At 57.2% G+C, this 23,940-nt stretch carries 24 protein-coding genes and 1 other RNA gene; 6 read left to right on the plus strand and 19 right to left on the minus strand.

All coding sequences use genetic code 11. The annotated features are described in order from the left end of the window. Position 1 precedes the first annotated feature (1 nt). From mraY to rsmI, 9 genes are all read right to left on the minus strand, one after another. Entirely contained in the window at positions 2 to 1,084 is a 1,083-nt protein-coding gene (gene mraY / locus RHM55_RS10600; protein WP_322181817.1) for a phospho-N-acetylmuramoyl-pentapeptide-transferase, read from the minus strand. Next, a complete protein-coding gene (locus RHM55_RS10605) occupies positions 1,084 to 2,451 on the minus strand; it encodes a UDP-N-acetylmuramoyl-tripeptide--D-alanyl-D-alanine ligase (RefSeq protein WP_322181819.1) in 1,368 nt (455 codons plus the stop codon). The genes mraY and RHM55_RS10605 overlap by 1 nt, the downstream gene beginning before the upstream one ends. Beyond that, positions 2,444 to 3,907, minus strand: coding sequence for a UDP-N-acetylmuramoyl-L-alanyl-D-glutamate--2,6-diaminopimelate ligase (locus RHM55_RS10610; RefSeq protein ID WP_322181821.1), 1,464 nt, complete (start codon positions 3,905 to 3,907; stop codon positions 2,444 to 2,446). Before RHM55_RS10610 ends, RHM55_RS10605 begins: the two co-directional genes overlap by 8 nt. After that, a complete protein-coding gene (locus RHM55_RS10615; protein WP_322182851.1) occupies positions 3,907 to 5,643 on the minus strand; it encodes a penicillin-binding protein 2 in 1,737 nt (578 codons plus the stop codon). The genes RHM55_RS10610 and RHM55_RS10615 overlap by 1 nt, the downstream gene beginning before the upstream one ends. Further along, positions 5,643 to 5,936, minus strand: a complete 294-nt coding sequence (gene ftsL, locus RHM55_RS10620; protein WP_322181823.1) for a cell division protein FtsL — start codon at positions 5,934 to 5,936, stop codon at positions 5,643 to 5,645. The genes RHM55_RS10615 and ftsL overlap by 1 nt, the downstream gene beginning before the upstream one ends. After that, positions 5,933 to 6,874, minus strand: a complete 942-nt coding sequence (gene rsmH, locus RHM55_RS10625; RefSeq protein ID WP_322182853.1) for a 16S rRNA (cytosine(1402)-N(4))-methyltransferase RsmH — start codon at positions 6,872 to 6,874, stop codon at positions 5,933 to 5,935. The genes ftsL and rsmH overlap by 4 nt, the downstream gene beginning before the upstream one ends. Before the next feature lie 2 nt (positions 6,875 to 6,876). Then, entirely contained in the window at positions 6,877 to 7,332 is a 456-nt protein-coding gene (mraZ, locus tag RHM55_RS10630; RefSeq protein WP_322181825.1) for a division/cell wall cluster transcriptional repressor MraZ, read from the minus strand. 307 nt (positions 7,333 to 7,639) lie between these two features. Further along, an RNA gene (gene rnpB, locus RHM55_RS10635) (RNase P RNA component class A) lies at positions 7,640 to 7,997 on the minus strand. 86 nt (positions 7,998 to 8,083) lie between these two features. After that, positions 8,084 to 8,878, minus strand: coding sequence for a 16S rRNA (cytidine(1402)-2'-O)-methyltransferase (gene rsmI / locus RHM55_RS10640; protein WP_322182855.1), 795 nt, complete (start codon positions 8,876 to 8,878; stop codon positions 8,084 to 8,086). Between the two features lie 349 nt (positions 8,879 to 9,227). Here rsmI and RHM55_RS10645 point away from each other — a divergent pair, with 349 nt between their 5' ends. The 4 genes from RHM55_RS10645 (at position 9,228) to RHM55_RS10660 (ending at position 12,723) form a co-directional block, all read left to right on the plus strand. Then, positions 9,228 to 11,042 (plus strand): penicillin-binding protein activator, encoded by a 1,815-nt coding sequence (locus RHM55_RS10645; protein ID WP_322181827.1) that lies wholly within the window; start codon positions 9,228 to 9,230, stop codon positions 11,040 to 11,042. After that, complete coding sequence (locus RHM55_RS10650; RefSeq protein WP_322181829.1) at positions 11,042 to 11,413, plus strand: YraN family protein; 372 nt, start codon at positions 11,042 to 11,044, stop codon at positions 11,411 to 11,413. The genes RHM55_RS10645 and RHM55_RS10650 overlap by 1 nt, the downstream gene beginning before the upstream one ends. Positions 11,414 to 11,554: 141 nt before the next feature. Beyond that, positions 11,555 to 12,148: a phosphoheptose isomerase gene (locus RHM55_RS10655; RefSeq protein ID WP_219062266.1), complete on the plus strand. Its 594-nt coding sequence runs from the start codon at positions 11,555 to 11,557 to the stop codon at positions 12,146 to 12,148. Further along, on the plus strand, positions 12,145 to 12,723 hold the full coding sequence (locus RHM55_RS10660) for a BON domain-containing protein (RefSeq protein ID WP_322181831.1): 579 nt from the start codon (positions 12,145 to 12,147) through the stop codon (positions 12,721 to 12,723). The genes RHM55_RS10655 and RHM55_RS10660 overlap by 4 nt, the downstream gene beginning before the upstream one ends. A 93-nt stretch (positions 12,724 to 12,816) precedes the next feature. On the opposite strand, the gene RHM55_RS10665 is transcribed toward RHM55_RS10660, so the two are convergent. The 7 genes from RHM55_RS10665 to rplM all read right to left on the minus strand — a co-directional run bounded on the left by RHM55_RS10665 (position 12,817) and on the right by rplM (position 17,772). After that, entirely contained in the window at positions 12,817 to 13,230 is a 414-nt protein-coding gene (locus RHM55_RS10665; protein WP_322181832.1) for a ClpXP protease specificity-enhancing factor, read from the minus strand. A gap of 17 nt (positions 13,231 to 13,247) precedes the next feature. Next, positions 13,248 to 13,865, minus strand: coding sequence for a glutathione S-transferase N-terminal domain-containing protein (locus RHM55_RS10670; protein WP_219062269.1), 618 nt, complete (start codon positions 13,863 to 13,865; stop codon positions 13,248 to 13,250). Positions 13,866 to 14,097: 232 nt separating this feature from the next. After that, entirely contained in the window at positions 14,098 to 14,877 is a 780-nt protein-coding gene (locus RHM55_RS10675) for a cytochrome c1 (protein WP_322181834.1), read from the minus strand. Beyond that, positions 14,877 to 16,088: a cytochrome bc complex cytochrome b subunit gene (locus RHM55_RS10680; protein ID WP_322181836.1), complete on the minus strand. Its 1,212-nt coding sequence runs from the start codon at positions 16,086 to 16,088 to the stop codon at positions 14,877 to 14,879. Before RHM55_RS10680 ends, RHM55_RS10675 begins: the two co-directional genes overlap by 1 nt. Beyond that, positions 16,088 to 16,681, minus strand: a complete 594-nt coding sequence (gene petA / locus RHM55_RS10685; RefSeq protein ID WP_219062272.1) for a ubiquinol-cytochrome c reductase iron-sulfur subunit — start codon at positions 16,679 to 16,681, stop codon at positions 16,088 to 16,090. The genes RHM55_RS10680 and petA overlap by 1 nt, the downstream gene beginning before the upstream one ends. 255 nt (positions 16,682 to 16,936) lie before the next feature. Next, positions 16,937 to 17,329 carry a 30S ribosomal protein S9 gene (rpsI, locus tag RHM55_RS10690; protein ID WP_219062273.1) on the minus strand — a complete coding sequence of 131 codons (393 nt, stop codon included), beginning with the start codon at positions 17,327 to 17,329 and terminating at the stop codon, positions 16,937 to 16,939. A gap of 14 nt (positions 17,330 to 17,343) precedes the next feature. Next, on the minus strand, positions 17,344 to 17,772 hold the full coding sequence (rplM, locus tag RHM55_RS10695; RefSeq protein WP_322181840.1) for a 50S ribosomal protein L13: 429 nt from the start codon (positions 17,770 to 17,772) through the stop codon (positions 17,344 to 17,346). 249 nt (positions 17,773 to 18,021) lie between these two features. Here rplM and RHM55_RS10700 point away from each other — a divergent pair, with 249 nt between their 5' ends. Beyond that, positions 18,022 to 19,059 (plus strand): NADP(H)-dependent aldo-keto reductase, encoded by a 1,038-nt coding sequence (locus RHM55_RS10700; RefSeq protein ID WP_322181842.1) that lies wholly within the window; start codon positions 18,022 to 18,024, stop codon positions 19,057 to 19,059. Between the two features lie 17 nt (positions 19,060 to 19,076). Here the strand turns inward: RHM55_RS10700 and RHM55_RS10705 are convergent, their stop codons facing one another. Further along, positions 19,077 to 20,213, minus strand: coding sequence for an acyl-CoA dehydrogenase family protein (locus tag RHM55_RS10705; protein ID WP_322181844.1), 1,137 nt, complete (start codon positions 20,211 to 20,213; stop codon positions 19,077 to 19,079). A 219-nt stretch (positions 20,214 to 20,432) separates the two neighbouring features. Here RHM55_RS10705 and RHM55_RS10710 point away from each other — a divergent pair, with 219 nt between their 5' ends. Then, positions 20,433 to 21,353, plus strand: a complete 921-nt coding sequence (locus tag RHM55_RS10710; protein WP_322182858.1) for a GlxA family transcriptional regulator — start codon at positions 20,433 to 20,435, stop codon at positions 21,351 to 21,353. A 38-nt stretch (positions 21,354 to 21,391) separates the two neighbouring features. On the opposite strand, the gene zapE is transcribed toward RHM55_RS10710, so the two are convergent. Both zapE and RHM55_RS10720 read right to left on the minus strand, forming a co-directional pair. Continuing rightward, positions 21,392 to 22,486, minus strand: a complete 1,095-nt coding sequence (gene zapE, locus RHM55_RS10715) for a cell division protein ZapE (RefSeq protein WP_219062277.1) — start codon at positions 22,484 to 22,486, stop codon at positions 21,392 to 21,394. 67 nt (positions 22,487 to 22,553) lie between these two features. Then, positions 22,554 to 23,897: a tryptophan--tRNA ligase gene (locus tag RHM55_RS10720; protein WP_322181847.1), complete on the minus strand. Its 1,344-nt coding sequence runs from the start codon at positions 23,895 to 23,897 to the stop codon at positions 22,554 to 22,556. Between the last annotated feature and the right edge of the window lie 43 nt (positions 23,898 to 23,940).

The following is a 23,940-nucleotide window of genomic DNA, read 5'->3' on the forward strand; positions in this document are numbered from 1 at the left end:
TCTACCTCAGCTTCAGGGTGGCAAGGCCGATCAGCACCAGAATCACGGTGATGATCCAGAAACGGACAATCACGCGCGGCTCGGGCCAGCCTTTGAGTTCAAAGTGGTGGTGAATCGGTGCCATGCGGAACACACGACGACCGGTCAACTTGAAGGACGCGACCTGGATCACGACTGAAAGGGTTTCCATCACGAATACACCGCCCATGATGAACAGGACGATTTCCTGACGAACGATCACCGCGATGGTGCCCAGTGCGGCGCCCAGCGCCAGGGCACCGACGTCGCCCATGAACACTTGCGCCGGGTACGTGTTGAACCAAAGAAAGCCAAGGCCTGCGCCAATCAACGCGCCGCAAAACACAATAAGTTCACCCGCGCCCGGTACATAAGGGATCAGCAGGTATTCAGCGAATTTCACGTTACCCGACAAGTAGCAGAAGATACCCAGCGCACCGCCAACCATCACCGTCGGCAGAATCGCCAGACCGTCGAGGCCGTCGGTCAGGTTGACCGCGTTGCTCGAACCGACGATCACGAAGTAAGTCAAGACCATGAAGCCAATGCCAAGCGGGATACTGGCGTCTTTGAACATCGGCACGATCAAGGTGGTTTCAACCACGCTAGGCGCAGTCGTATAAAGGAAGATCGCCGCGCCGAGGCCGAACACCGACTGCCAGAAGTATTTCCAGCGGCTAGGCAAACCCTTGGAATTCTTCTCGATCACTTTGCGGTAATCGTCGACCCAACCAATGCCACCGAACAGCAACGTGACGATCAACACGACCCAGACATAACGGTTACTCAGGTCAGCCCACAACAGGGTGCTGACGGTAATCGCTGAAAGGATCAACGCCCCGCCCATGGTCGGCGTGCCCGATTTGGACAGGTGCGACTGAGGACCGTCATTACGTACCGATTGGCCGATCTGGCGATTCTGCAGGGTGCGAATCATCCATGGACCCAGGCACAGCGAGAGCGACAATGCAGTGAGCACGCCGAGAATCCCGCGCAGGGTCAGGTATTGAAAGACCGCGAAGCCTTTGTAGAACTGTTGCAGATATTCCGCCAGCAGCAGCAGCATTAGTGTTTCTCCCGGCTAGAACCACACAAAGCCGCGACGACGTTTTCCATCGCAGCGCTGCGCGAACCCTTGATCAAAATAGTGGTATTAGTGTCCTGCTCGGCGCCCAGCGCCGCGATCAGGTCAGTCTGGTTAGCGAAGTGGCGAGCATGCTGGCCAAAAGCGCTCACGGCATGAGTCATAAGAGGCCCTACCGCGTATAACGCCGACACCTTGCCCGCAGCGTATGCGCCGACTTGGCGATGGCCTTCTTCAGCCCACTCGCCCAGCTCGCCAATATCCCCGAGCACCAGGACGGTGCGCCCGGAAAAGCCGGCGAGTATATCAACGGCAGCGCACATTGAGGTGGGGTTAGCGTTGTATGTGTCGTCGATTACGCGGATACCATTAGGGGTCAGTTGCGAGACCGCGCGACCTTTGACCGGCTGTACCGCATTCAATCCTGCAACGATACCTTCCAGCGAAACACCCAACGCATGCGCCGCCGCAGCAGCAGCCAGTGCATTGGTGACGTTGTGCGTGCCCAGCAGGTTGAGCTGGACAGTCGCCGCGCCGGACGGACCGTGCAATGTGAAACTTGGGCACCCGCGAGCATCGCGGGTCAGATCACGCGAGTAGAAATCAGCAACGTCGTCGCTCAAGGCAAAGCTCACGACCTGGCGTCCATCCGCCCGTGCGTGCCAGATGGCGAAGGCCTTGTCATCACGATTGAGTACCGCGATACCGGCTGGATCGAGGCCATCGATAATTTCACCCTTGGCCTGGACAATTTTTTCCGGGCCGCCGAACTCACCCACATGGGCGGTTCCGGCATTGGTGATCAGTGCGACATGGGGTTTGGCCAGGCTGACGGTGTAGGCAATTTCGCCAACACGCGAGGCGCCCAGCTCGATCACGGCGGCCGTGTGTTCAGCCGCCAGCTCAAGCAGGGTCAGTGGGACCCCCAGGTCGTTGTTCAAATTACCGCGAGTGGCCAGTACCGGCCCGCGCGTGCGCAAAATGCTCGCAAGAAGTTCCTTGACCGTGGTCTTACCGCTGGAACCGGTGATCGCGGCAAGCGGCTTGTCGAACGCATTGCGATTCAGTGCACCGAGCTGCGCCAGCGCCTGACGGGTATCTTCGACCACCAGTTGCGGCAGAACGGAACCTGCGACCTCACGCTCGACCAACGCACCGACCGCGCCTTTGCCCGCGACGTCATCGAGATAATCATGGCCGTCGAAACGTGGACCGGTCAGCGCTATAAACAACTGGCCCGGAACAATGGCGCGGCTGTCGATGCTGACACCGGTAAAGCTGCAATCCGCATTGACCTGACGGGCAGCGAGTGGCGCGATCAGTTGACTGAACGTCAGTGGCTTAAGCATGTGCCACCTCCCATGCAGTCAAGGCTTTGCTGGCTTCTTCCAGATCGGAGAACGCATGACGCTGCCCCTCGATTTCCTGGTAGTCCTCATGACCTTTGCCTGCCAACACGATCACGTCCGCCGCGCTGGCGCTGGCAATCAATTGGGCAATCGCCTGGCCGCGACCGGCAACGAAGCTGACTTTATCGACGGCAACAAACCCTTGGCGGATGTCATCGAAAATCTGCGCAGGCACCTCTGTCCGTGGATTGTCATCGGTGACCACAACCAAATCCGCCAGCCGCTCAACCACTTCAGCCATCAACGGACGCTTGCCGCGATCTCGATCCCCGCCACAACCGAACAGGCACATCAGCCGGCCCTTGGCGTGCGGGCGCAGTGCTTCGAGGACTTTTTCCAGTGCGTCGGGTGTGTGTGCGTAATCAACCACGACCAACGGCTGGGTGCCGCCGCCCAAGCGCTGCATGCGACCGATCGGGCCTTCCAGTTTCGGCAGCACGCTTAAAATTTCATCTAGCGCGTAGTCCAGGCCCATCAACGCGCCGACCGCCGCCAGCACGTTGCTCAGGTTGAAACGCCCCAGCAGGCTGCTTTGCAGGTTGTGCTCGCCTTGCGCGGTGACCAGGATAGCGCGCACGCCATCGTCATCGAAGTGTGCATCACGGCAGTAAAGGTCTGCACGGGGATCGTCAAGGCTGTAGCTGATCAGGCGCGACTCTTGTCGTTCTTTGACCAGTTGCCGACCGAAATCGTCATCCAGATTGATCACTCGACAATGCAGATTGGGCCAGGCAAACAATTTCGCCTTGGCGGTTGCGTAGGCTTCCATCGTGCCGTGGTAGTCCAGGTGGTCACGGGACAGGTTGGTCAGCACTGCAACGTCGAACGCCAACGCAGTCGCACGCCCTTGATCCAGTCCATGGGAAGACACTTCCATCGCCACCGCACGAGCGCCCGCTTTCTTCAAATCGGCCAGCGTCGCTTGCACGGCTATTGGATCAGGCGTGGTATGGCGGCCGCTTTGCAGCGCACCATAAAATCCGGTGCCCAGGGTGCCAACAATCCCACAGTGCTGCCCAAGCTGATCCAGCGCTTGCGCGACCAACTGGGTGACACTGGTTTTGCCGTTAGTGCCGGTGACGCCCACCAGATTCAAACTGCGGCTCGGGTCACCATAAAAGCGCCCGGCGATGTCGGACAGTTGTGCAGCCAAGCCCTTGACCGGAATCAACGGCACATCAGTGATGGGTAAAACGCTTGCGCCTTCAACTTCATAAGCAACTGCGGCAGCGCCCCGTTTGAGTGCATCGGCGACATGCGCACGACCATCGAGCTTGCCGCCCGGCACCGCCAGAAAGAGATCGCCGGCACGTACATTACGGCTGTCGAGGGTCAACTCGCGGATCAACAGATCGCGGTCGGCATGGGCAAAGATCTTGTTCAGGCTAACAGGCATTAACCACGCCCTCCTTTAACAACAGGCGCAGCATTGACTTGTTCCTGCGTGGGAATTGGTGCCAGATTATCCGGCGTAACGTTCATCAGTCGCAGCGTGCCGGACATGACCTTGCTAAATACTGGAGCCGACACCAGTCCACCGTAGTAGCCCGCTTTGCCGGGTTCGTCGATGACCACGACTACCGCGTACCGCGGGTTGCTCATCGGACCAAAGCCCGCAAACAAAGAGCGATAGGAGTTTTCGGCGTAACCCTTGGTGCCCACCGCTGTTTTACGTGCGGTACCGCTTTTGCCGGCCACATGGTAGGACGGCACACGAGCGCGGAACACACCGCGCGGGTCTTCGATCACTTGCTGCAACATGCCTTGTACTGTTTTTGCGGTAGCCTCCGGAATCGCTTGAGTAGCCTCCGGTGGCGTGTCGGTTTTCAGGATGGTCAGCGGCACGATACGGCCATTGTTGGCCAGCGCGGAGTAGGCGTGCACCAACTGCAACGCGGTGACCGACAGACCGTAGCCATAGGACAAGGTTGCGGTTTCTGCTTTGCGCCACTCACGGTAGTTAGGCAAATTGCCAACGCGCTCGCCAGGGAAACCCAAGCCAGTGTATTGGCCCAGCCCGACTCGCTGCATCGCACGGAAAATCGCTTCGCCGCCGACGTCGAAGGCCACCTTACTCATACCGACGTTACTGGAGTTGATCAGGATCCCGGTCAAATCGAGGATCGGGCCCTCGGTCTTGGTAACGTCACGAATGGTGTATTTGCCGATCTGCAGCGTGCCAGGGTAAACCTCGACTTTGTCGGTAGGTTTCCAGCGACCACTGTCCAGAGCGGCGGTCATGGAGATCGGCTTCATGGTCGAGCCCGGCTCGAACACGTCGATGATGGCGCGGTTACGCATCGCCGCCGGCACCATGGTGCGACGGTTGTTGGGGTTGTAGGTCGGTGAGTTGACCATGGCCAGCACTTCGCCAGTCTTCACGTCCATGATCACCAGGCTGCCAGCCTTGGCGTCGTTTTCCTGAATGGCGTTGCGCAACTCGCGGGTGGCCAGGTATTGCAGGCGCAGATCAATAGACAAAGCCAAGGTCTTCCCGGCCTTGGCGTTTTTTGTAACCTGAACATCCTTGATAAGTCGTCCGCGCCGGTCCTTGATGACCTGTCGCTTACCCGGTACACCGGCAAGCCAGTCGTCATACGCCAGTTCGACCCCTTCACGACCATGGTCGTCCAGGTCGGTGAAGCCCACCATGTGTGCAGTGACATCGCCCGCCGGATAGAAACGCCGGAACTCTTCGATGCCATAGACACCAGGGACTTTCAGGTCGAGCACGACTTGACCTTGTTCCGGCGTCAGGCCGCGAACCAGGTAGATGAATTCTTTACCGGCCTGAGCATCCAGACGGTCGCCGAGCAGTTTTGCGTCCTGCCCCAGAGCGGCGGCAAGCGCAGGCCATTTCTCTTTAGCCTGCTGCATTTCTTTCGGGTTGGCCCACAGCGTCGTCACAGGAGTACTGACCGCCAATGGCTCGCCGTTACGGTCGGTGATCAAGCCACGGTGAGCCGGGATAGGGATGTGTCGTACGCTGCGAGCATCGCCCTGACCTTTCAAGAAGTCATGGTCTATCACCTGCAGATCGATGATGCGCCAGCAGATCGCGCCCACCATAATGCCCAGCAGCCCCACCACCACGCGAAAGCGCCAGGGATAGAGGGCGCCCTCGAGCTTCATCATGGCGCCACCATCCGCACTTCAGCAGCGCTGGGAATACGCATTTTGAGTTGTTCGCTGGCCAGCGTTTCAATCCGGCTGTGGGCGGTCCAGGTGCTTTGTTCAAGAATCAGCCGACCCCACTCTGCCTGCGCCTTGTCACGCACGCTCAACTCGGAGTACAGGGAGTTAAGTAACTGCCGGTTCCAGTGGGCGCTGTAAGCCACACCGATCGCCGAAACCAACACGGCAAGGAACAGCAGCAACATAATGAAACTACCGCCAGGTAGAGGCTTGAGGAAAAGGCGGCTCACCGGAGCTTCTCCGCCACACGCATGACAGCGCTACGCGAACGTGGATTGGCTTTGGTTTCAGTCTCGGAGGCAAACTGCGCCTTGCCCAGAATTTTGATTTTTGGATCAAACGCCTGAAACCGAATTGGCAGGTCGCGGGGCATTTTGTCGGCTTCGCCTTTGGCGAGCTTGCGCATGAACAGTTTGACGATGCGATCTTCCAGCGAGTGGAAGCTTATAACAACCAGCCGGCCACCGATTTCCAGCGCTTCAAGTGCAGCTTCAAGCCCGGTTTCAAGATCGCCCAGCTCGTTATTGACGTGGATACGCAAGCCCTGGAACGCACGGGTCGCTGGATTCTTGCCTTTTTCCCACGCGGGGTTGGCAACCTTGAGCACTTCCGCGAGATCACCCGTGCGTTCGAAACGCTGAGTCTCACGACGCTGAACCACGGCATTTGCCATGCGCTTGGCGAAGCGCTCTTCGCCGTATTCCTTGAACACGCGAGCGATTTCTTCTGCTGATGCAGTGGCGATAAAGTCGGCGGCGCTGATGCCACGCGTTGGGTCCATACGCATGTCCAACGGACCGTCGTTCATGAAGCTGAAACCGCGTTCTGGGTCGTCCAGTTGTGGGGAGGACACGCCAAGGTCGAGCAATATACCGCTGACCTTGCCTGCCAGACCGCGACTTTCGAGTTCAGAACCCAGCTCGGCAAAGCTGCGCTGCACAATGACAAAGCGGCCGTCTTCGGCCGCCAGCGCTTGCCCGGTGGCAATTGCTTGGGGGTCTTTATCGAATCCCAGCAAACGACCGCCCGGCCCCAGGTGCTGCAATATCAAACGGCTGTGTCCGCCACGCCCAAACGTGCCATCCAGGTAGCAGCCATCGGCACGCACCGCGAGAGCCTCTACGGCTTCGTCAAGCAGTACGGTGATGTGGGTAAAGCCGCTATTCATAGTCACAGGATCAAATCACGCAGTTCATCAGGCATAGCGCCCGGTTGTTGAATGGCCGCCAGATCCGCTTCAGCAAGAGCGTTCCAGGCGTCCTCGTCCCACAGTTGAAACTTATTAAGCTGGCCAACTAACATCACGCGCTTATCTAACTTGGCATAATCGCGAAGGCGCGGCGGGACCAGAAAACGGCCGCTACCATCGAGCTCCAAATCAACCGCATTCCCGATCAATAATCGTTGCAAGCGACGGTTCTCTTCACGAAATGTGGGCAAATCACGCAATTTGGCTTCAATCAATTCCCATTCGGATAATGGGTACAAACATAAGCAGGGACTGGCAGCATCAATTGTCACGATCAACTGCCCGGCACTACGCGAATCCAGCTCGTCGCGGTACCGGCTCGGCATAGCGAGACGGCCCTTTGCATCGAGATTGATTGCATTAGCACCACGAAACACAGCCGCGATCTCCAAATATTAACTTTTTACGCCGAAAAAACCCACTTCATGCCACTTTTCGCCACTTGTGCACACTATAGGAATGCGCCCACCACACCGTCAAGGCGCGGTCCTAAGGAAAACCCTTACAGATCGGAGATTTAGGAGGGTAAAAACAGGTGAAGGAACAATTTCTCAATTGTTTTGACGAATAAACCTGAATTGACTCAGAGCACTGCAGCTCGAAGTTAAAGTGATTTATCAAGAGTAAGATTTTTTTGATATTACAAAAGCGCTTCTGCTACGAAAAAGCAGAGAGAGGGAAAAGGTGGAGAGTCGATCTGTAAGCCGGGTTCTGTCGAGGACAGTCATTCCTCTACGACGGCCATCACTGGACGCCTTTAGCAACCTACCCGGTTCCAGCGCGGGCCACGCCTTGGAACCCTATTTGGTCTTGCTCCGAGTGGGGTTTACCTTGCCACGAACTGTTGCCAGACGTGCGGTGCGCTCTTACCGCACCTTTTCACCCTTACCGGCACCGAAGTGCTTAGGCGGTTATTTTCTGTGGCACTTTCCGTAGGCTCGCGCCTCCCAGGCGTTACCTGGCACTCTGCCCTATGGAGCCCGGACTTTCCTCCCCCCCCTATTGCGGAACAATAGAAGGCAGCGACTGTCCAATCGACTCTCCGCCGCCAAGGTTAGCGGCACGGACGCTCAAGAACAAGCTTTAATAAGCCCCGCGCGTTTTGACTGTTAGGCCGAGAAGGATCTTTTATCCATCTTTCTGTTTCTCCAGCGCTACCTGATAAAGCAAATTCTTGCGCACACCCGTGATCTCCGCCGCCAATGCCGCCGCGCGCTTGAGAGGCATTTCTTCCAGCAGTAAATCCAGAATACGCCGAGCTTCGGTGCCGATGACATCCTCGTCTTCAGGCAACGTCCAGCCCGCGACCAGCACCACGCATTCGCCGCGCTGCTGATTACTGTCACCTTCGACGAACGCACGAAGCTCTGCCAAGGGCAGACCTTTGAGGGTTTCGAAGGTTTTAGTCAGCTCGCGCGCCAACAATGCTGGACGCTCAGGGCCGAACACCAATTCCAGGTCTTGCAGGCACTCGAGGATGCGGTGTGGCGCTTCATAAAAGATCAACGTGCGCGGCTCTTCTTTCAACAACTCAAGTCGCGCCCGTCGCCCTACCGCCTTAGCGGGCAAGAAACCTTCGAAAATAAACCGGTCCGAGGGCAAGCCAGCCGCTGACAAGGCGGCGATCAGCGCACAGGCACCCGGCACCGGGACCACCGGGATGCCGGCGGCACGCGCCTGTCGGACCAGGTGATAACCCGGATCAGAGATAAGCGGCGTCCCTGCATCGGAGATCAGTGCGATGTCATCGCCCGCGAGCAGCCGTGTAATGAATCGACTCCCCTCCTCACGCTCGTTGTGCTCGTGACAGGCAGCCAAGGGCGTGGAAATACCGAAATGCTGCATCAACCGTAACGAGTGGCGAGTATCTTCAGCGGCAATTAGCGCAACCTCGCGCAACACTTTTAATGCGCGCACGCTCATGTCATCCAGGTTACCGATAGGCGTGGCCACGACATAAAGCGAGCCAGCAGCGGAATTCAAAGCACCTGGAGCAGTCAAAGCGCACACCTCTTGAGTTAACAAAAAAACGCATTGTACAGATTACGGCATGAACCAATGGGTAGCCGGTCAAGGTCAGCACTTAAAAAAGAATGAAAAAAGCGTTTGCTTTCGCTGCAATAGAGGATGAACAGCATGAAAAAAGGCTGAATTCATCCTTATTTCCCGGCCCAACGACCAATATGACCGCTTTAACGCCACTAACATCGCGCCCCGGCCAGTGCTTGGGTACAATTCCCCGCTAATTTGCTCGAGTATCAGGAACACTTACATGATCGCTTGCCTGCGGCTGTTCTCTGCCCTCTTTCTTGCTGCCCTGTTGGCAGCTTGCGCCAGCTCGCCCTCGTCAAGTCTTGGCGAGCTTCCACGCACTCCTGACGCCAGCATCGAGCAATTGCTCGAACAAGCCGCTGCCGCCAAGTCGCCCGATAAAGCTGCACTACTGAGACTCAGTGCAGCCGATCAGGCCAATCGACAACGTGACCCGGGGCGTGCCGCGCGCATTCTCGAGCAGGTGCCTCTTGATCAGCTCAAGCCCGCGCAACAAGTGTATGCCAGCACACTATCGGCTGAACTAGCGCTGGGCCGAAACCAGCCCAAGGCCGCGTTGACAGCCCTGAGCCACCCAAGTTTGCAACGACTGGGCGAACTGCCAGTCGAGCAGCAGATCCGTACAGGACTGGTCCAGGCACGCGCACTGGAAGCCGACGGGCAGATAATGCCTGCCGCCAGCGAGCGGGTATTTATCGCGCCATTGCTCAAGGGCCCTGAAGCCAGCGCTAACCATGAAGCGATCTGGACACTGGTTGCTGCCTTGCCCACCGAGCAACTGCAAAGCACCAGCAACAATGACCTGAGTGGATGGCTGAGCCTGGCCCGCGCAGTCAAAGGCGGTGGCACCCTGGAGCAACAACAGGCGGCCATCGATACCTGGAAAGCGCAAAACCCACAGCACCCAGCTGCCCTGCAACTGCCGGCCCCACTGGCCCAGCTCAAAGCGCTGACCAGTGAACCGCTGACCAAAATCGCCCTGCTGCTGCCGCAAGATGGCCCGCTCGCATCTGTTGCCCGTGCATTGCGCGAAGGCTTTATGGCTGCCCACTACCAGGCGCAGCAGGCGGGCCAAAAGCCGCCAGCCATTGAAGTGTTTGACAGTTCGCACCTGACCTCTCTCGATGACTTCTACCGCCAAGCCAAAGCATCGGGTGTGCAGCTGGTCATCGGTCCGCTGGAAAAGCCGCTAGTCAAACAACTGAACAGCCGCCCGCAATTGCCTATCACCACACTGGCGCTGAACTACAGCGACGCAGGCCGGGGTGGACCTCCACAACTGTTCCAGTTCGGCCTTGCCGCTGAAGACGAAGCCCGCGAAGTCGCACGTCGCGCCTGGGCCGACGGCAAGCGCAGCGCCGCAGCCATGGTCCCTAAAGGCGAATGGGGCGATCGCGTCCTGGATGCCTTCCGCCAAAGCTGGCAAGCGGCCGGCGGCACGTTTATCGTTGCTGAACACGTCGACCAGCCTGTCGCCCTGGCCCAGCAAATCGCTGATATGTTCCAGCTCCGGAACAGCGAAGCCCGCGCCAAGAGCCTGCAAAGCACCGTCGGCACGCAAGTAGCGGCACAACCGACACGTCGCCAGGACATTGATTTCATCTTCCTTGCGGCAACACCCCAGCAAGCGCAGCAGATCAAGCCAACGTTGGTATTCCAGTACGCAGGCGATGTTCCGGTATACGCAACTTCACACCTGTTCACCAACAGCGGCGACCAAGCACAGTATCTGGATCTGGAAGGCATTCGCTTCTGTGAAACGCCGTGGCTGCTCAACGCCAACGACCCACTGCGCCAGCAAGTGACCGTGCAATGGCCACAAGCGGCAGGCAGCCTTGGCCGCCTGTACGCCATGGGGATCGACGCTTATCGTCTGGCACCGCGCCTGGCACAGCTCAAAACCCTGCCAGACAGCCGCATCGACGGCCTGACCGGCAGCCTGAGCATGGGTTCGGGTCAACGTGTCGAGCGTCAACTGCCATGGGCCCAGTTTGTCGGCGGCAAGGTTCAGCATCTGCCGGACACTCCGCGTTAATGCCGAGCACCCCTCAGCAACAAGCAGGGCGCGAGGCTGAAGCCTACGCCCTGAAACATTTGCAACAACAGGGCCTGCGCCTGATCACGCAGAACTGGTTATGCAAACGAGGCGAGCTCGATCTGGTCATGCTCGACGGCGATACAGTAGTATTCGTCGAGGTTCGCTATCGACGTCACGCAGGCTGGGGCGGAGCGCTGGAAAGCGTGGATACCCGCAAGCGTGCAAAGCTCATACTTGCCGCACAGTTTTTTCTCCAGAAAGAGTCGCGCTGGGCAGATTCCCCATGCCGTTTCGATGTGGTGGCCATTAATGGCGACCCCGGCAGCGCGCCTCCGCTGGACTGGGTGAAGAACGCATTTGATAGCTGATTCATAGCGCCCGACTGGCCAACCCTGGACGGCGCGCTTTAAAGCCCTGATGTATAGAAAGTCCACACACCGATTTCGCTCTTTGCTTTGCAGGCTGCACTTTCTTGTGCCTGGAGCAGCCGCCCTACTTAAGGTCACCCGATGGACATGCAATCCCGAGTTCGCCAGCTTTTCCAGGCCAGCATCGACACCAAGCAGCAGGCGATGGAAGTTCTTGCCCCCTACATTGAGCAAGCCAGCCAGGTTATGGTGAATGCCCTGCTCAACGAGGGCAAAATGCTTTCCTGTGGCAATGGTGGCTCGGCCGGCGACGCACAGCACTTCTCCTCGGAGCTGCTCAATCGCTTCGAGCGTGAACGCCCAAGCCTGCCCGCGATTGCGCTGACCACCGACAGCTCGACGATCACGTCCATCGCCAACGACTACAGCTATAACGAAATTTTCTCCAAACAGATCCGTGCGCTGGGTCAACCGGGCGATGTCCTGCTGGCGATTTCCACCAGCGGCAACTCGGCGAACATTATTCAAGCCATCCAGGCCGCACATGATCGCGAAATGATTGTCGTAGCATTGACGGGTCGCGACGGTGGCGACATGGCCTCGCTGCTGCTGCCAGAGGACGTGGAGATACGTGTCCCGGCCAAAGTCACCGCACGGATTCAAGAAGTCCACCTGCTGACGATCCATTGCCTATGCGATTTGATCGACAGCCAACTGTTCGGGAGTGAAGAATGACCCCTAATCGCCTTAGCCTACTGGCTTTGACACTGTGCCTCAGCATCAGCGGATGCAGCTCGGTCCTGACCGCAACCCGCGACAAACCCATCGAGGATGATCGCGGCACCCGGACTTTCGGCAGCAAGATTGATGACTCCCTGATCGAAACCAAGGTCGCGGTCAACGTTGCCAAGGCCAACCCCGATCTCGATGAAGGCTCACACATCATCGTCACCAGCTTTAACGGCATCGTATTGCTCGCTGGCCAGACACCACGTGCCGATCTGAAAGCCCTTGCAGAGCAAGCCGCAAGCTCTGTACAGCGCGTCAAGAAGGTCAATAACGAACTTCAAGTCATGCCGCCCTCCTCGATCCTCGCTCGCAACAACGATGCCTGGCTGACTACCAAGATCAAGACGCAGATGCTGACTGACAACACCATTCCGGGCTCGCGCATCAAAGTCGTGACCGAAAATGGCATCGTCTACCTGCTGGGTCTGGTGACTCAACAGGAAGCCACCCGCGCAACCAACCTGGTGCAGAACGTGTCCGGCGTACAAAAAATCGTCAAACTGTTTGAGTATATTGATTAACGGCAACACACCCGTTTTGCCTTAACAGCAAAACCGCGAATCAAAAAAGGCGATCCCTGGGGATCGCCTTTTTTTTGACTCGTTTGCTTCAGATCACTTGACCACTTTCAGACTGGGCCTGCCGGTAGGTCGCGGTGGTTCGCTACCTGGTGGCGGACTGTCATCATCCGGCTCGATCACGTCGTCATCCTCCAGCGGAGGCTCCAGATCAAAAACCATACCCTGGCCATTCTCCCGGGCATAAATGCCCAGAATCGCAGCTACAGGGACGTACAACGTGTGCGGCACGCCACCGAAGCGGCCTTCGAAGCTGACGGCATCGTTATCCATGTGCAGATGACGCACGGCACTGGGCGATACATTCAAAACAATCTGGCCGTCATTGGCGAAGCCCTGAGGGACCTGCACCGACGGGTACTCCGCATTGACCAGCATATGCGGGGTGCTATCGTTATCGACGATCCACTCATACAAAGCGCGAATCAAATAAGGGCGACTGGAGTTCATTAACGGCTCCTTAAGCCTTAGCGCATATCGCGTTCAGCACCGGACAGACTTGTCTGGAAAGCTTCACGCGCAAATTGGCGCTCCATGTAATCAAGCAGCGGCTTGGCTGGCCGCGGCAATTCTATACCCAGGATCGGGAGACGCCAGAGTATGGGCAATAGACAACAGTCGACCAAACTTTGATCTTCACTGAGGAAAAAAGGTTTATCCGCGAACAGCGGAGAAACGCCAGTAAGGCTTTCACGCAGCTCTTTACGCGCCTGAACACGCGCGGGCTCTTTGCTGCGCGAATCCAGAATCAAATCCACCAGACCACACCAATCACGCTGAATACGATGAATCAGCAGACGGCTATTGGCACGCGCGACAGGATAGACCGGCAGCAGAGGTGGATGCGGGTAACGCTCATCCAGATATTCCATTATCACTGTCGACTCGTACAGCGCCAGGTCACGATCGACCAGTGTTGGCACGCTGCCGTACGGGTTCACCTCGATCAGCTTCGGCGGATGACGACCCGCCACTACATCAATGATCTCAGCGCTGACACCTTTCTCTGCGAGCACAATGCGCACGCGGTGGGAATAGTGGTCGGCGGGGTCGGAGTAGCAGGCCAACCGATTGGTCACGCCCATGGCGGTCCTCCTCGCTTGTTAAAGTTTTCAGAAGCAGAAAAACGAGCGCGCCCAAAGGGCGCCTCCGATATCGACTGCGCAGAAACAGGTGGCCGTTGAAAGCAGCCCGGCGGCTCATCCATCGAACATGAATGACCCAACCCGACCGCCCTCGCCCTACCTGCCCCACGCTCGTTATCTTTAAAGAGACGCCCTAGGGCGCGCATCGTTAACAGCAGGGATTACAACTTGATCAATGGACATCTTTCCAGTATTCGCGCTTCAGCAGGTAAGCGAATACGAAGAAGAACGCCAGGTAGAGCAACACATACGTACCGATGCGCTGATGCTCCAGCTTCACCGGGTTCGCCGAGTAGGCCAGGAAGGTCACGATATTCTTGACCTTCTCATCGAACTGCTCTTCGGTCAGCGCACCGGTTTTCGGCAACACGGTCAGTTGATCGCACGCTTCATGAGTCAGCGGAGTACCGGTCAATGGATCATATTGCTTCTTGCCGTCCTCAACCACTTGCACTTGCTTGCAACCAATCACCTGACGACCTTGCAGGCCTGCCAGAACGTTTGGCATGCCGACGTTCGGGAAAATCACGTTGTTCACGCCCCAAGGACGTGTCGGATCTTCGTAGAACGAGCGCAGGTAGCTGTAGAGCCAGTCAGTACCACGCACACGAGCCACCAGGGTCAGATCGGGCGGTGCAGCGCCGAACCAGGCTTTCGCATCAGAAGGCTGCATGCCGATACTCATGTGGTCGCCAATTTTGGCGCCGGTGAATATCAGTTTTTCCTGCATCAGATCGTGAGGGATGCCCAAATCGTCCGCAACGCGTTCATAGCGCTGAAACTTGGCACTGTGACAACCCATGCAGTAGTTGGCGAAGGTACGCGCCCCATCCTGCATCGCGGCCTTGTCAGACACGTCGATATCGACCTTCTCCAACTCAGGGCCCTCTGCGTTTGCAAAGGACAGGGTAGGCAGAAGCGCAAACATCAATACAGCAAATAGCTTTTTCATCAGCCAGTCACCCTTTCTGGAACCGGTTTGGTCTTCTCGAGCCGGGTATAGAACGGCATCAGAATGAAGTAGGCGAAGTACAGGAATGTACAGACCTGCGACAGGATCGTGCGCTCAGGGGTTGGTGGCAGAACACCCAACACACCCAGAATCACGAAGGCTATGCAGAACACTACCAACCAGCCCTTGCTCAGCCAGCCTTTGTAGCGCATGGACTTGACCGGACTACGGTCGAGCCATGGCAACACGAACAGTACGGCAATCGCAGCACCCATGGCGATAACGCCCATGAGTTTGTCCGGAATCGCACGCAGGATCGCGTAGAACGGCGTGAAGTACCAAACAGGAGCAATGTGCAATGGGGTCTTGAAGGCGTTCGCCACTTCGAAGTTAGGCTTCTCGAGGAAGTAACCACCCATTTCCGGGAAGAAGAACACGATCGAGCAGAAGATGAACAGGAACACCACCACGCCGACGATATCTTTCACGGTGTAGTACGGGTGGAAGGCAATGCCGTCCAGCGGTATACCGTTTTCGTCTTTGTGTTTCTTGATGTCGACGCCATCAGGGTTGTTCGAACCGACTTCATGCAGCGCCAGAACGTGCAACACCACCAGACCCAGAATGACGATCGGCAAAGCGACCACATGAAGGGCGAAGAAGCGGTTCAGGGTAATCCCGGAAATCAGGTAGTCACCACGAATCCACTGCGTCAGGTCGCCGCCAATCACCGGAATCGCACCGAACAGCGAGATGATCACCTGGGCGCCCCAGTAGGACATCTGACCCCAAGGCAGCAGATAACCCATGAAGGCTTCAGCCATCAGCGCCAGGTAGATCAGCATCCCGAAGACCCAAACCAACTCGCGCGGCTTCTGGTAGGAACCGTAGAGCAAGCCACGGAACATATGCAGATAAACCACGATAAAGAAGGCAGAGGCCCCGGTGGAGTGGAGGAGGCGCAGGATCGAGCCATATTCCACGTCACGCATGATGTATTCGACGGAAGCAAACGCCTCTTCAGCCGACGGCGTGTAACTCATGGTCAGCCAGACACCTGTAACGATCTGATTGACCAGCACCAGCAAAGCCAGCGAGCCGAAGAAGTAGAAGAAGTTAAAGTTTTTTGGTGCGTAATATTTGCTGAGATGGTCTTCCCACATTTTTGTGGCGGGAAAGCGCGCATCAACCCAGTCCATGAACTTGCTCATCACGCTTTCTCCGGATCGACGCCAATGACAATAACATTGTCCGACTCATAGGAATGCGGCGGCACTGGCAAATTCAAAGGGGCTGGTTGCGATTTGTAGACGCGCCCGGCCAGATCATAGTGAGAGCCGTGGCATGGACAGAAGTATCCGCCCACCCAGTCTTTACCCAGATCAACGGGTGCGACTTCAGGACGAAACGTCGGAGAACAGCCTAAGTGGGTACAAATTCCGACCAACAGAAGAATCTCTGGCTTGATCGAACGTGTCTCCGGGTCGACGTAGGTCGGTTGTATTGAGTTCTTGGAGTTCGGATCGGAAAGTTGCCCTTCGATCTTCTTCAGATTTCCCAATATTTCTTCGGTACGACGAACGATGAACACCGGCTGACCTCGCCACTCAGCAATCATCTGCTGACCGGCTTCGATCTTGCTGACATTCACCTTTACCGGTGCACCTGCGGCTTTCGCCTTGGCACTGGGAAACCATGACCCCACGAACGGGACCGCAGCCCCCACCGCTCCTGCAGCACCCACGACGGACGTGGCTGCTACAAGGAAGCGACGCCGGCCTGCATTCACGCCGTCATTGCTCATTCCGTTCCTCTCCCATCAGCTCTGTGACCTGTTAAACCAGGCATCTACTAAGTAAAAATCTGAACTGTGTAAAAATTTTGCCGAATGGTAATGAAAAGCCCCTTAGTTGACAAGGTAATTACCATCCTGAAACGGCTTGAAGCCTTATAACACGCGGCGCCCGCTGATGTGGCAAGTTGTCACACCTAAAATGAACGCCCATAAAAAACGCCCAGCTCCGAAAGGAAACTGGGCGCTTTTGAACGAAGCAGCGAATTAACGCTTCGAGTACTGCGGACGCTTACGCGCTTTACGCAGGCCAACTTTCTTACGTTCAACTTCACGAGCATCGCGAGTCACGAAGCCTGCTTTGCGCAGAGCGCCGCGCAGGGTTTCGTCGTACTGCATCAGAGCGCGAGTGATACCGTGGCGGATTGCGCCAGCTTGACCACTTACACCGCCACCGATAACAGTGACGTAGATGTCGAACTTCTCGGTCATCTCGGTCAGTTCCAACGGCTGACGAACTACCATACGGGCAGTTTCGCGACCGAAGAACCCATCGAGGGTACGGTTGTTGATGGAGATGTTACCGGTACCAGGACGCAGGAAAACGCGAGCGGTTGCGGTCTTGCGACGGCCAGTGCCGTAATTTTGAGTCGCCGACATAATGAACTATTCCGTTAAAACTTCAGTTCTTGGGGCTGCTGAGCAGTATGAGGGTGTGCAGTGCCCGCATAGACTTTCAGCTTACGATACATGTCGCGACCCAGCGGGTTTTTAGGCAGCATGCCTTTAACCGCGGTCTCGATCACGCGCTCAGGAGCTTTGGCAATCAGCTTTTCAAAGTTGATCGACTTGATCCCGCCCGGAAAACCGGAGTGTGAGTAGTAGATCTTGTCGGTGGCTTTAGCACCGGTAACGCGGATTTGCTCAGCGTTGATAACGACGATGTAATCGCCAGTATCGACGTGCGGAGTGTATTCCGGTTTGTGCTTGCCACGCAGACGGCTCGCGATCTCGGTCGCCAGACGACCCAGGGTCTGACCAGCAGCGTCGACGACGAACCAGTCGCGCTTAACTGTTTCCGGTTTAGCAGTAAAAGTCTTCATTCTTTAATAGCCTCAGGGGCCGCCCTGATAAATTAGACGGCGGATCTTACTGAATAGTGCGTACTTTGACAAGGTCAAAGGCAGCCGGAAACAGACGCTGTCGGGGGCTCGGGTCGGCGCGTCCGTAATACGGCAAGATTCTTCGGCAGACGGCGCATCACTTCCACTGCAAAGAGCTGCGGAATTATGCCGATTGCGAAAAAAATTTCAACCTGCTTTTATGATTCCCCTCAATTTAAGGAGAAAAATATGGATTACCGCCGACTCGGCCGGACCGACCTGAATGTCAGCGCCCTGTGTCTGGGCACCATGACCTGGGGCGAGCAGAACAGCGAACCAGAGGCCTTTGCACAGATCGAAAGAGCCAAGGCTGCCGGGATCAACTTCATTGATACGGCGGAAATGTACCCTGTACCTCCCAAAGCCGACACCTACGCCACCACTGAGCGGTTCATCGGTAATTACTTCAAAACCCGAGGTGATCGCGCCGACTGGATTCTGGCCAGCAAGATCGCCGGGCCTGGCAACACCATTGATTACATCCGTGACGGCAACCTCAAACACAATCGCGAGCACATCGTTGCCGCCGTGGATGCCAGCCTCAAGCGCCTGCAGACTGACTACATCGACTTGTACCAGCTGCATTGGCCCGAACGCAGCACCAACTTCTTCGGCCAACTGGGCTACACGCACAAAGAAGGCGAGTTCACGCCCCTCGAAGACACCCTCGAAGCACTCGACGCGCAGGTCAAGGCTGGCAAAATCAGGCACATCGGCCTGTCCAACGAAACGCCGTGGGGCACAATGAAATTTCTGGAGTTGGCGCAAAGCCGCGGCTGGCCGCGTGCAGTGTCGATCCAGAACCCTTACAACCTGCTCAATCGGACGTTCGAGGTCGGCCTTGCAGAAATCGCCATTCGCGAGCAATGCGGCCTGCTGGCTTACTCGCCACTGGCCTTCGGCATACTGTCAGGAAAGTACGAAAACGGCGCACGACCGCCCAAAGGCCGCCTGAGCCTTTACAGCCGCTTCAGCCGCTATTTCAATCCGCAATCGGAAGCCGCCTGCAGCCGTTACGTCGCTCTGGCGCGTGAGCACGGCCTCGACCCTGCGCAAATGGCCCTGGCTTTCGTCACTTGCCAACCGTTCGTCACCAGCAACATCATCGGCGCGACCTCCCTCGAACAACTGGACAGCAATATCGCCAGTTTCGAGCTAAATCTTTCCGATGAAGTGCTGGCAGGCATCGAAGCGATTCACAAGGATCACCCAAACCCGGCGCCGTAATACGGCGCCAACCTGCGTTACAACGCCCGGGCGATGATCTCTTTCATGATTTCGTTGGTCCCGGCGTAAATCCGCTGCACCCGCGCGTCTGCCCAAGCCCGGGCAATAGGGTATTCCCACATGAAGCCGTAGCCGCCATGCAACTGCACGCACTCATCGAGCACCTTGCATTGCAGGTCCGTGCACCAATATTTCGCCATCGCGGCTGTCGGCACGTCCAGCTTGCCCAGCAAATGAAGCTCCAGGCAACGATCAACGAACACGCGGCCGATCTGCACTTCGGTCGCGATTTCGGCGAGCTTGAAGCGAGTGTTCTGGAACTCGGCAATCGCCTTGCCGAACGCCTTACGCTCCCGGGTGTACGCCAACGTCCACGCCAACGCTGCCTCAGCCGATGCCAAGGCCCCTATGGCGACGGTGAGGCGCTCCTGCGGCAATTCCTGCATCAAGTACGCGAACCCCATGCCGGCCTGCCCCAAGAGGTTCTCCTTGGGCACACGCACGTCCTGGAAAAACAGTTCAGACGTGTCTTGCGCCTTCATCCCGACCTTTTCCAGACGCTTACCCTTGGCGAAGCCCGGTGTATCGGCTTCAACCAGGAACAAACTGGTGCCTTTGGCACCCGCCTTGGGGTCGGTCTTCGCCACCACAATGACCAAATCGGCCAGAAAGCCGTTGGTGATGAACGTTTTCGAGCCATTGATCACATACTCGTCACCGTCCAGCACGGCGGTGGTTTTCACCCCTTGCAGGTCCGAGCCCGCGCCCGGCTCGGTCATCGCGATCGCCGTCACCATCTCGCCCGACACCAGCTTAGGCAGGTACTTGAGCTTCAACGCTTCGCTGCCGTAATGCAGGATGTACGGCGCAACGATGTCCGAGTGCAGAGAGAAACCAATACCGGTCAAACCCAACCGTCCGACCTCCTCGATCACCACGGCGCTGTAAAGGAAGTCAGCCGCCATGCCGCCATATTCCTCGGGCAGGTGCGAGCAAAGCATTCCCTGCTCCCCCGCCTTGTTCCAGAGTGCACGGTCGATGTAGCCCTGTTTTTCCCATTGAGCATGAAAAGGCACGGCCTCCTGTTCGAGGAATTTACGCACGCTGCTACGGAAAAGTTCGTGCTCGGAGCTGAACAGGGTTCTAGGGATCATGCGGCACCTGCAAAAGTGGGTAAGCCCGGATTGGCATGCAGAGCCTAAGCCCATGACCTGCGCGAGGACACTGGACACATCCGCCAAAAAATAAGACGATCCAGCCGTTGTTTGACCACTTTCCCATATAAGAACAAAAGAATTATGTCTACCCAACACTCCGCGCCCCTGCGGCGCGTCAGCATTCTGGCCATTGAGGGGGTATTCGCTTCAACCCTGATGCAAGCCAAAGATTTTTTCCATCTCGCCAGCCTGCGCTATGGAAAACAGCTGGGCCAGGGCCTCAAAACGACCTTCGAAACCCGTATCGTCAGCCCAGACGGGCTTCCTGTGCGCAGTTTCAGCGATGTGATCCTGCCCGTGGATGGCGGCCTGGAACACAGCGATGTGATCATCCTGCCCGCGTTCTGGGATGACTTCGATGCACTGTGCCTGCGCTACCCTCAAGTGCTGCCATGGCTGCGCGAGCAACACGCCAAGGGCGCCGTACTGTGCGGCGAAGCCAGCGGCGTTTTCTGGCTGGCACAGGCAGGCCTGCTCGATGGCAAGGAGGCGACCACTTATTGGCGATTCTTCAGCGAGTTTGGCGAGCGCTTCCCTGCGGTGCTGCTCAATCAGGAAAAGCACCTGACCGATGCGGACAATGTGTATTGCGCGGGCGGCACGACGTCAGCCTGCGACCTGTACATCTACCTGATCGAGCGCTTCTGCGGGGCCAATGTCGCGCAAGCCGTAGCCCGCGACATTCTTTACGAGGTGCAACGCAACTATTCGCCGGGACGAATGGGTTTCGGCGGGCAAAAACTGCATCAGGACGTGATCATTCTGCAGATACAGCAATGGCTCGAAGAGCATTTTGCTGACAAGTTTCGCTTCGAAGATGTCGCCCGGGAACACAGCATGAGCATCCGCAACTTCATGCGCCGCTTCCAGACCGCCACGGGAGACAAGCCCCTGCATTACCTGCAAAGGCTGCGCATAGAAACCGCCAAGGGCCTGCTTTCCGGCACCCGCAAAAGCATCAAGACCATCAGCTACGAAGTCGGCTACGACGATGCCAGCTTCTTTGCCCGACTCTTCCGCCAGCACACCGAACTGTCACCGAACCAGTATCGACAACAGTTTCTGCAAGCGGCTTGAGGTGAATGGGCACACCCTACGAAGGCTGTGCATCCAGCCTAGGGCTTGTGTGCCCGCGACAGGAACTCATGGGACTGCATTTCCAGCAGACGGCTGAGCGTGCGCTGGAACTCGAAGTTCAAGCGGCCACCGGTGTACAGGTCTTTTAGCTCAACCTCGGCGGAAATGATCAGCTTGACGTTGCGGTCGTAGAACTCGTCGACCATGTTGATAAAGCGCCGAGCGATATCGTCAGTGGTCACACTCATCTGCTCGACGCCGCTGATCAACACGGCGTGAAAGATTTTGCCGAGTTCAATGTAGTCATTCTGGCTGCGCGGGCCGTCGCACAGTTCACGAAAATCGAACCAGGCCACGTCATCGCACGTCAGCAGCGCGCGAATCTCACGATTCTCGATCATCAGCACGTCGTCCTTGGTCGCTTGGGCGCAGTCCGGAGTCAATGCACGGAAACTCTTGCGCAGGCTCTCCTCGGCGGCAGCATCGAGCGGAAAATGGAACAGCTCGGCTTGCTCCAGATGGCGCAGACGGTAATCCACACCGCTGTCGACGTTAACGATTTCAGTGTGCTGCTTGATCAGGGCGATGGCAGGCAAGAAGCGCGCGCGCTGCAGACCGTCTTTGTACAGACCGTCCGGCACAATGTTCGACGTAGCGACCAGGGTTACGCCGTTTTTGAACAACTCTTCCATCAAGGTCCCGAGAATCATCGCATCGGTAATGTCCGAAACGAAAAATTCATCGAAGCAGATCACTCGCGCCTCATCGGAAAAACGCTTGGCAATCAGGACCAGCGGATTCTTCTCGCCGCTGAGAGTCCTCATCTCTTCGTGCACACGCTTCATGAAGCGGTGGAAGTGAGTGCGAACCTTTGCCTTGAACGGCAAGGCTTCGAAGAAGGTATCGACCAGGTACGTCTTGCCCCGGCCAACGCCACCCCAGAAGTACACGCCCTTGACGGGCACCTGCTCTTTCTTGCCGAACAGTTTGCCGAACATCCCTGGCTTGTTCTGCTGCGCGGCGACCAGATCGTCGTACAGGCGCTGCAAATGGCGCACAGCGTTTTCCTGCGCAGCATCGTGGAAGAAGTCGGGGTTTTTCAGATCAGCTTGATATCGTTCTAGGGGGGTCATATTCGTTAGCAAGGCAAGAAAAACGGGCCGCCACTGTAGCGACGACCCTTGAAAATGGCAATCAGACCTATTGCGGGGCCAGTGCCGCTTTCAGGTTTTCGATGGCTGCGTCACGCGCAACGCTGTCGGAAAACAGCGGACTGTCTGCCACACAAGCACCCTCCAGCCATACGCTAAAACGGTCTTCCTCACTGCGCATGTCCAGTTCGCCGCCTTGCTGTAGCTGCTTGCTGACAGCACCGGCCGTCTTGCCGTCGGCAAAATTGCGCGACAGCAGCAATTGCTCACCATCGGCAGACAGCAGCCGGAAACGGAAACTGCCGTCATCTTCACGGAAGCTGACGAAGCGCGCGCCCTTCACTGCTTTTTTCTTACCGGTGTCCGCGCTTTGTACGACGCTGCGGAAAGAACGCAGGCCGACCGCCTCACGCAACTCACCGAGAAACGGTGTTGCGACGCTTCGCGCTTTTTCCGCACCCGCCAGAAGAATGTCTTCCAGATCGGCTGGACGCTCCATAAACCCGTGGTAGCGCTCACGCGCCTCGCTCAGCTCGCTCTCCAGCAGTTGGAACAAGCGCTGCTTGGCGTCGCCCCAACCCAGGCCCTGCAACAGCTCAGAACGGAACTCAGCGCCTTGCTCAGGCGTTGCGAAGGCCTGATAGAGGGTAAACAGGTGCGAATTATCAGGATCCTTGGCTTCGCCCGGCGCACGCGAGTCAGTGACGATGCGCGAGATCGCCTCTTTCATGTCCTTGGGGCTACTGAACAACGGGATCGTGTTGTCGTAGCTTTTGGACATTTTGCGCCCGTCCAGCCCCGGCAGCGTGGCAACGCCCTCCTCAATCAAAGCTTCGGGCATGACAAAGAATTCCTTGCCCTTGCCGAACAGATGGTTGAAACGCTGACCGATGTCGCGAGCCATTTCGACGTGCTGAATCTGGTCACGACCGACCGGCACTTTATGCGCGTTGAACATCAGGATGTCGGCGGCCATCAGCACCGGATAGCTGTACAAGCCCATGGTGATGCCTGCGTCCGGGTCTTCGCCGGCTTCGACGTTTTTGTCCACCGAAGCCTTGTAGGCATGTGCGCGGTTGAGCAACCCCTTGGCCGCGACACAGGTCAGCAGCCAGGTCAGTTCAGGAATTTCCGGGATATCCGACTGGCGATAGAAAGTGACCCGATTCACGTCCAGGCCAGAAGCCAGCCAGGTTGCAGCGATTTCCAGACGCGAGCGCTGAATGCGCAGCGGGTCATCGCATTTGATCAGCGCGTGGTAGTCGGCCAGGAAATAGAATGAATCGGCATCGCTCTGGCGGCTGGCGACGATGGCCGGACGGATGGCGCCGGCATAGTTGCCAAGGTGTGGCGTGCCGGAAGTGGTGATACCGGTCAGGATACGAGTGGTCATGGCTAGTCGCTTATAGGGTTAGGCGCCTATGGAGTCAGACGCT

Source organism: Pseudomonas sp. MH9.2 (assembly GCF_034353875.1).
GTDB lineage: Bacteria > Pseudomonadota > Gammaproteobacteria > Pseudomonadales > Pseudomonadaceae > Aquipseudomonas.

What these genes read in the sequence shown, in the direction of transcription:
- RHM55_RS10680 (WP_322181836.1), bottom strand. Translation starts at nt 16,088, where the DNA reads ATGAGCAAGTTCATGGACTGGGTTGATGCGCGCTTTCCCGCCACAAAA.
- RHM55_RS10645 (WP_322181827.1), top strand. Translation starts at nt 9,228, where the DNA reads ATGATCGCTTGCCTGCGGCTGTTCTCTGCCCTCTTTCTTGCTGCCCTG.
- RHM55_RS10670 (WP_219062269.1), bottom strand. Translation starts at nt 13,865, where the DNA reads ATGGGCGTGACCAATCGGTTGGCCTGCTACTCCGACCCCGCCGACCAC.
- RHM55_RS10675 (WP_322181834.1), bottom strand. Translation starts at nt 14,877, where the DNA reads ATGAAAAAGCTATTTGCTGTATTGATGTTTGCGCTTCTGCCTACCCTG.
- rplM (WP_322181840.1), bottom strand. Translation starts at nt 17,772, where the DNA reads ATGAAGACTTTTACTGCTAAACCGGAAACAGTTAAGCGCGACTGGTTC.
- rsmH (WP_322182853.1), bottom strand. Translation starts at nt 6,874, where the DNA reads ATGAATAGCGGCTTTACCCACATCACCGTACTGCTTGACGAAGCCGTA.
- RHM55_RS10720 (WP_322181847.1), bottom strand. Translation starts at nt 23,897, where the DNA reads ATGACCACTCGTATCCTGACCGGTATCACCACTTCCGGCACGCCACAC.
- RHM55_RS10610 (WP_322181821.1), bottom strand. Translation starts at nt 3,907, where the DNA reads ATGCCTGTTAGCCTGAACAAGATCTTTGCCCATGCCGACCGCGATCTG.
- zapE (WP_219062277.1), bottom strand. Translation starts at nt 22,486, where the DNA reads ATGACCCCCCTAGAACGATATCAAGCTGATCTGAAAAACCCCGACTTC.
- RHM55_RS10660 (WP_322181831.1), top strand. Translation starts at nt 12,145, where the DNA reads ATGACCCCTAATCGCCTTAGCCTACTGGCTTTGACACTGTGCCTCAGC.
- RHM55_RS10650 (WP_322181829.1), top strand. Translation starts at nt 11,042, where the DNA reads ATGCCGAGCACCCCTCAGCAACAAGCAGGGCGCGAGGCTGAAGCCTAC.
- RHM55_RS10700 (WP_322181842.1), top strand. Translation starts at nt 18,022, where the DNA reads ATGGATTACCGCCGACTCGGCCGGACCGACCTGAATGTCAGCGCCCTG.
- RHM55_RS10665 (WP_322181832.1), bottom strand. Translation starts at nt 13,230, where the DNA reads ATGAACTCCAGTCGCCCTTATTTGATTCGCGCTTTGTATGAGTGGATC.
- rsmI (WP_322182855.1), bottom strand. Translation starts at nt 8,878, where the DNA reads ATGAGCGTGCGCGCATTAAAAGTGTTGCGCGAGGTTGCGCTAATTGCC.
- petA (WP_219062272.1), bottom strand. Translation starts at nt 16,681, where the DNA reads ATGAGCAATGACGGCGTGAATGCAGGCCGGCGTCGCTTCCTTGTAGCA.
- mraY (WP_322181817.1), bottom strand. Translation starts at nt 1,084, where the DNA reads ATGCTGCTGCTGCTGGCGGAATATCTGCAACAGTTCTACAAAGGCTTC.
- rpsI (WP_219062273.1), bottom strand. Translation starts at nt 17,329, where the DNA reads ATGTCGGCGACTCAAAATTACGGCACTGGCCGTCGCAAGACCGCAACC.
- RHM55_RS10605 (WP_322181819.1), bottom strand. Translation starts at nt 2,451, where the DNA reads ATGCTTAAGCCACTGACGTTCAGTCAACTGATCGCGCCACTCGCTGCC.
- RHM55_RS10710 (WP_322182858.1), top strand. Translation starts at nt 20,433, where the DNA reads ATGCAAGCCAAAGATTTTTTCCATCTCGCCAGCCTGCGCTATGGAAAA.
- RHM55_RS10705 (WP_322181844.1), bottom strand. Translation starts at nt 20,213, where the DNA reads ATGATCCCTAGAACCCTGTTCAGCTCCGAGCACGAACTTTTCCGTAGC.
- RHM55_RS10615 (WP_322182851.1), bottom strand. Translation starts at nt 5,643, where the DNA reads ATGAAGCTCGAGGGCGCCCTCTATCCCTGGCGCTTTCGCGTGGTGGTG.
- RHM55_RS10655 (WP_219062266.1), top strand. Translation starts at nt 11,555, where the DNA reads ATGGACATGCAATCCCGAGTTCGCCAGCTTTTCCAGGCCAGCATCGAC.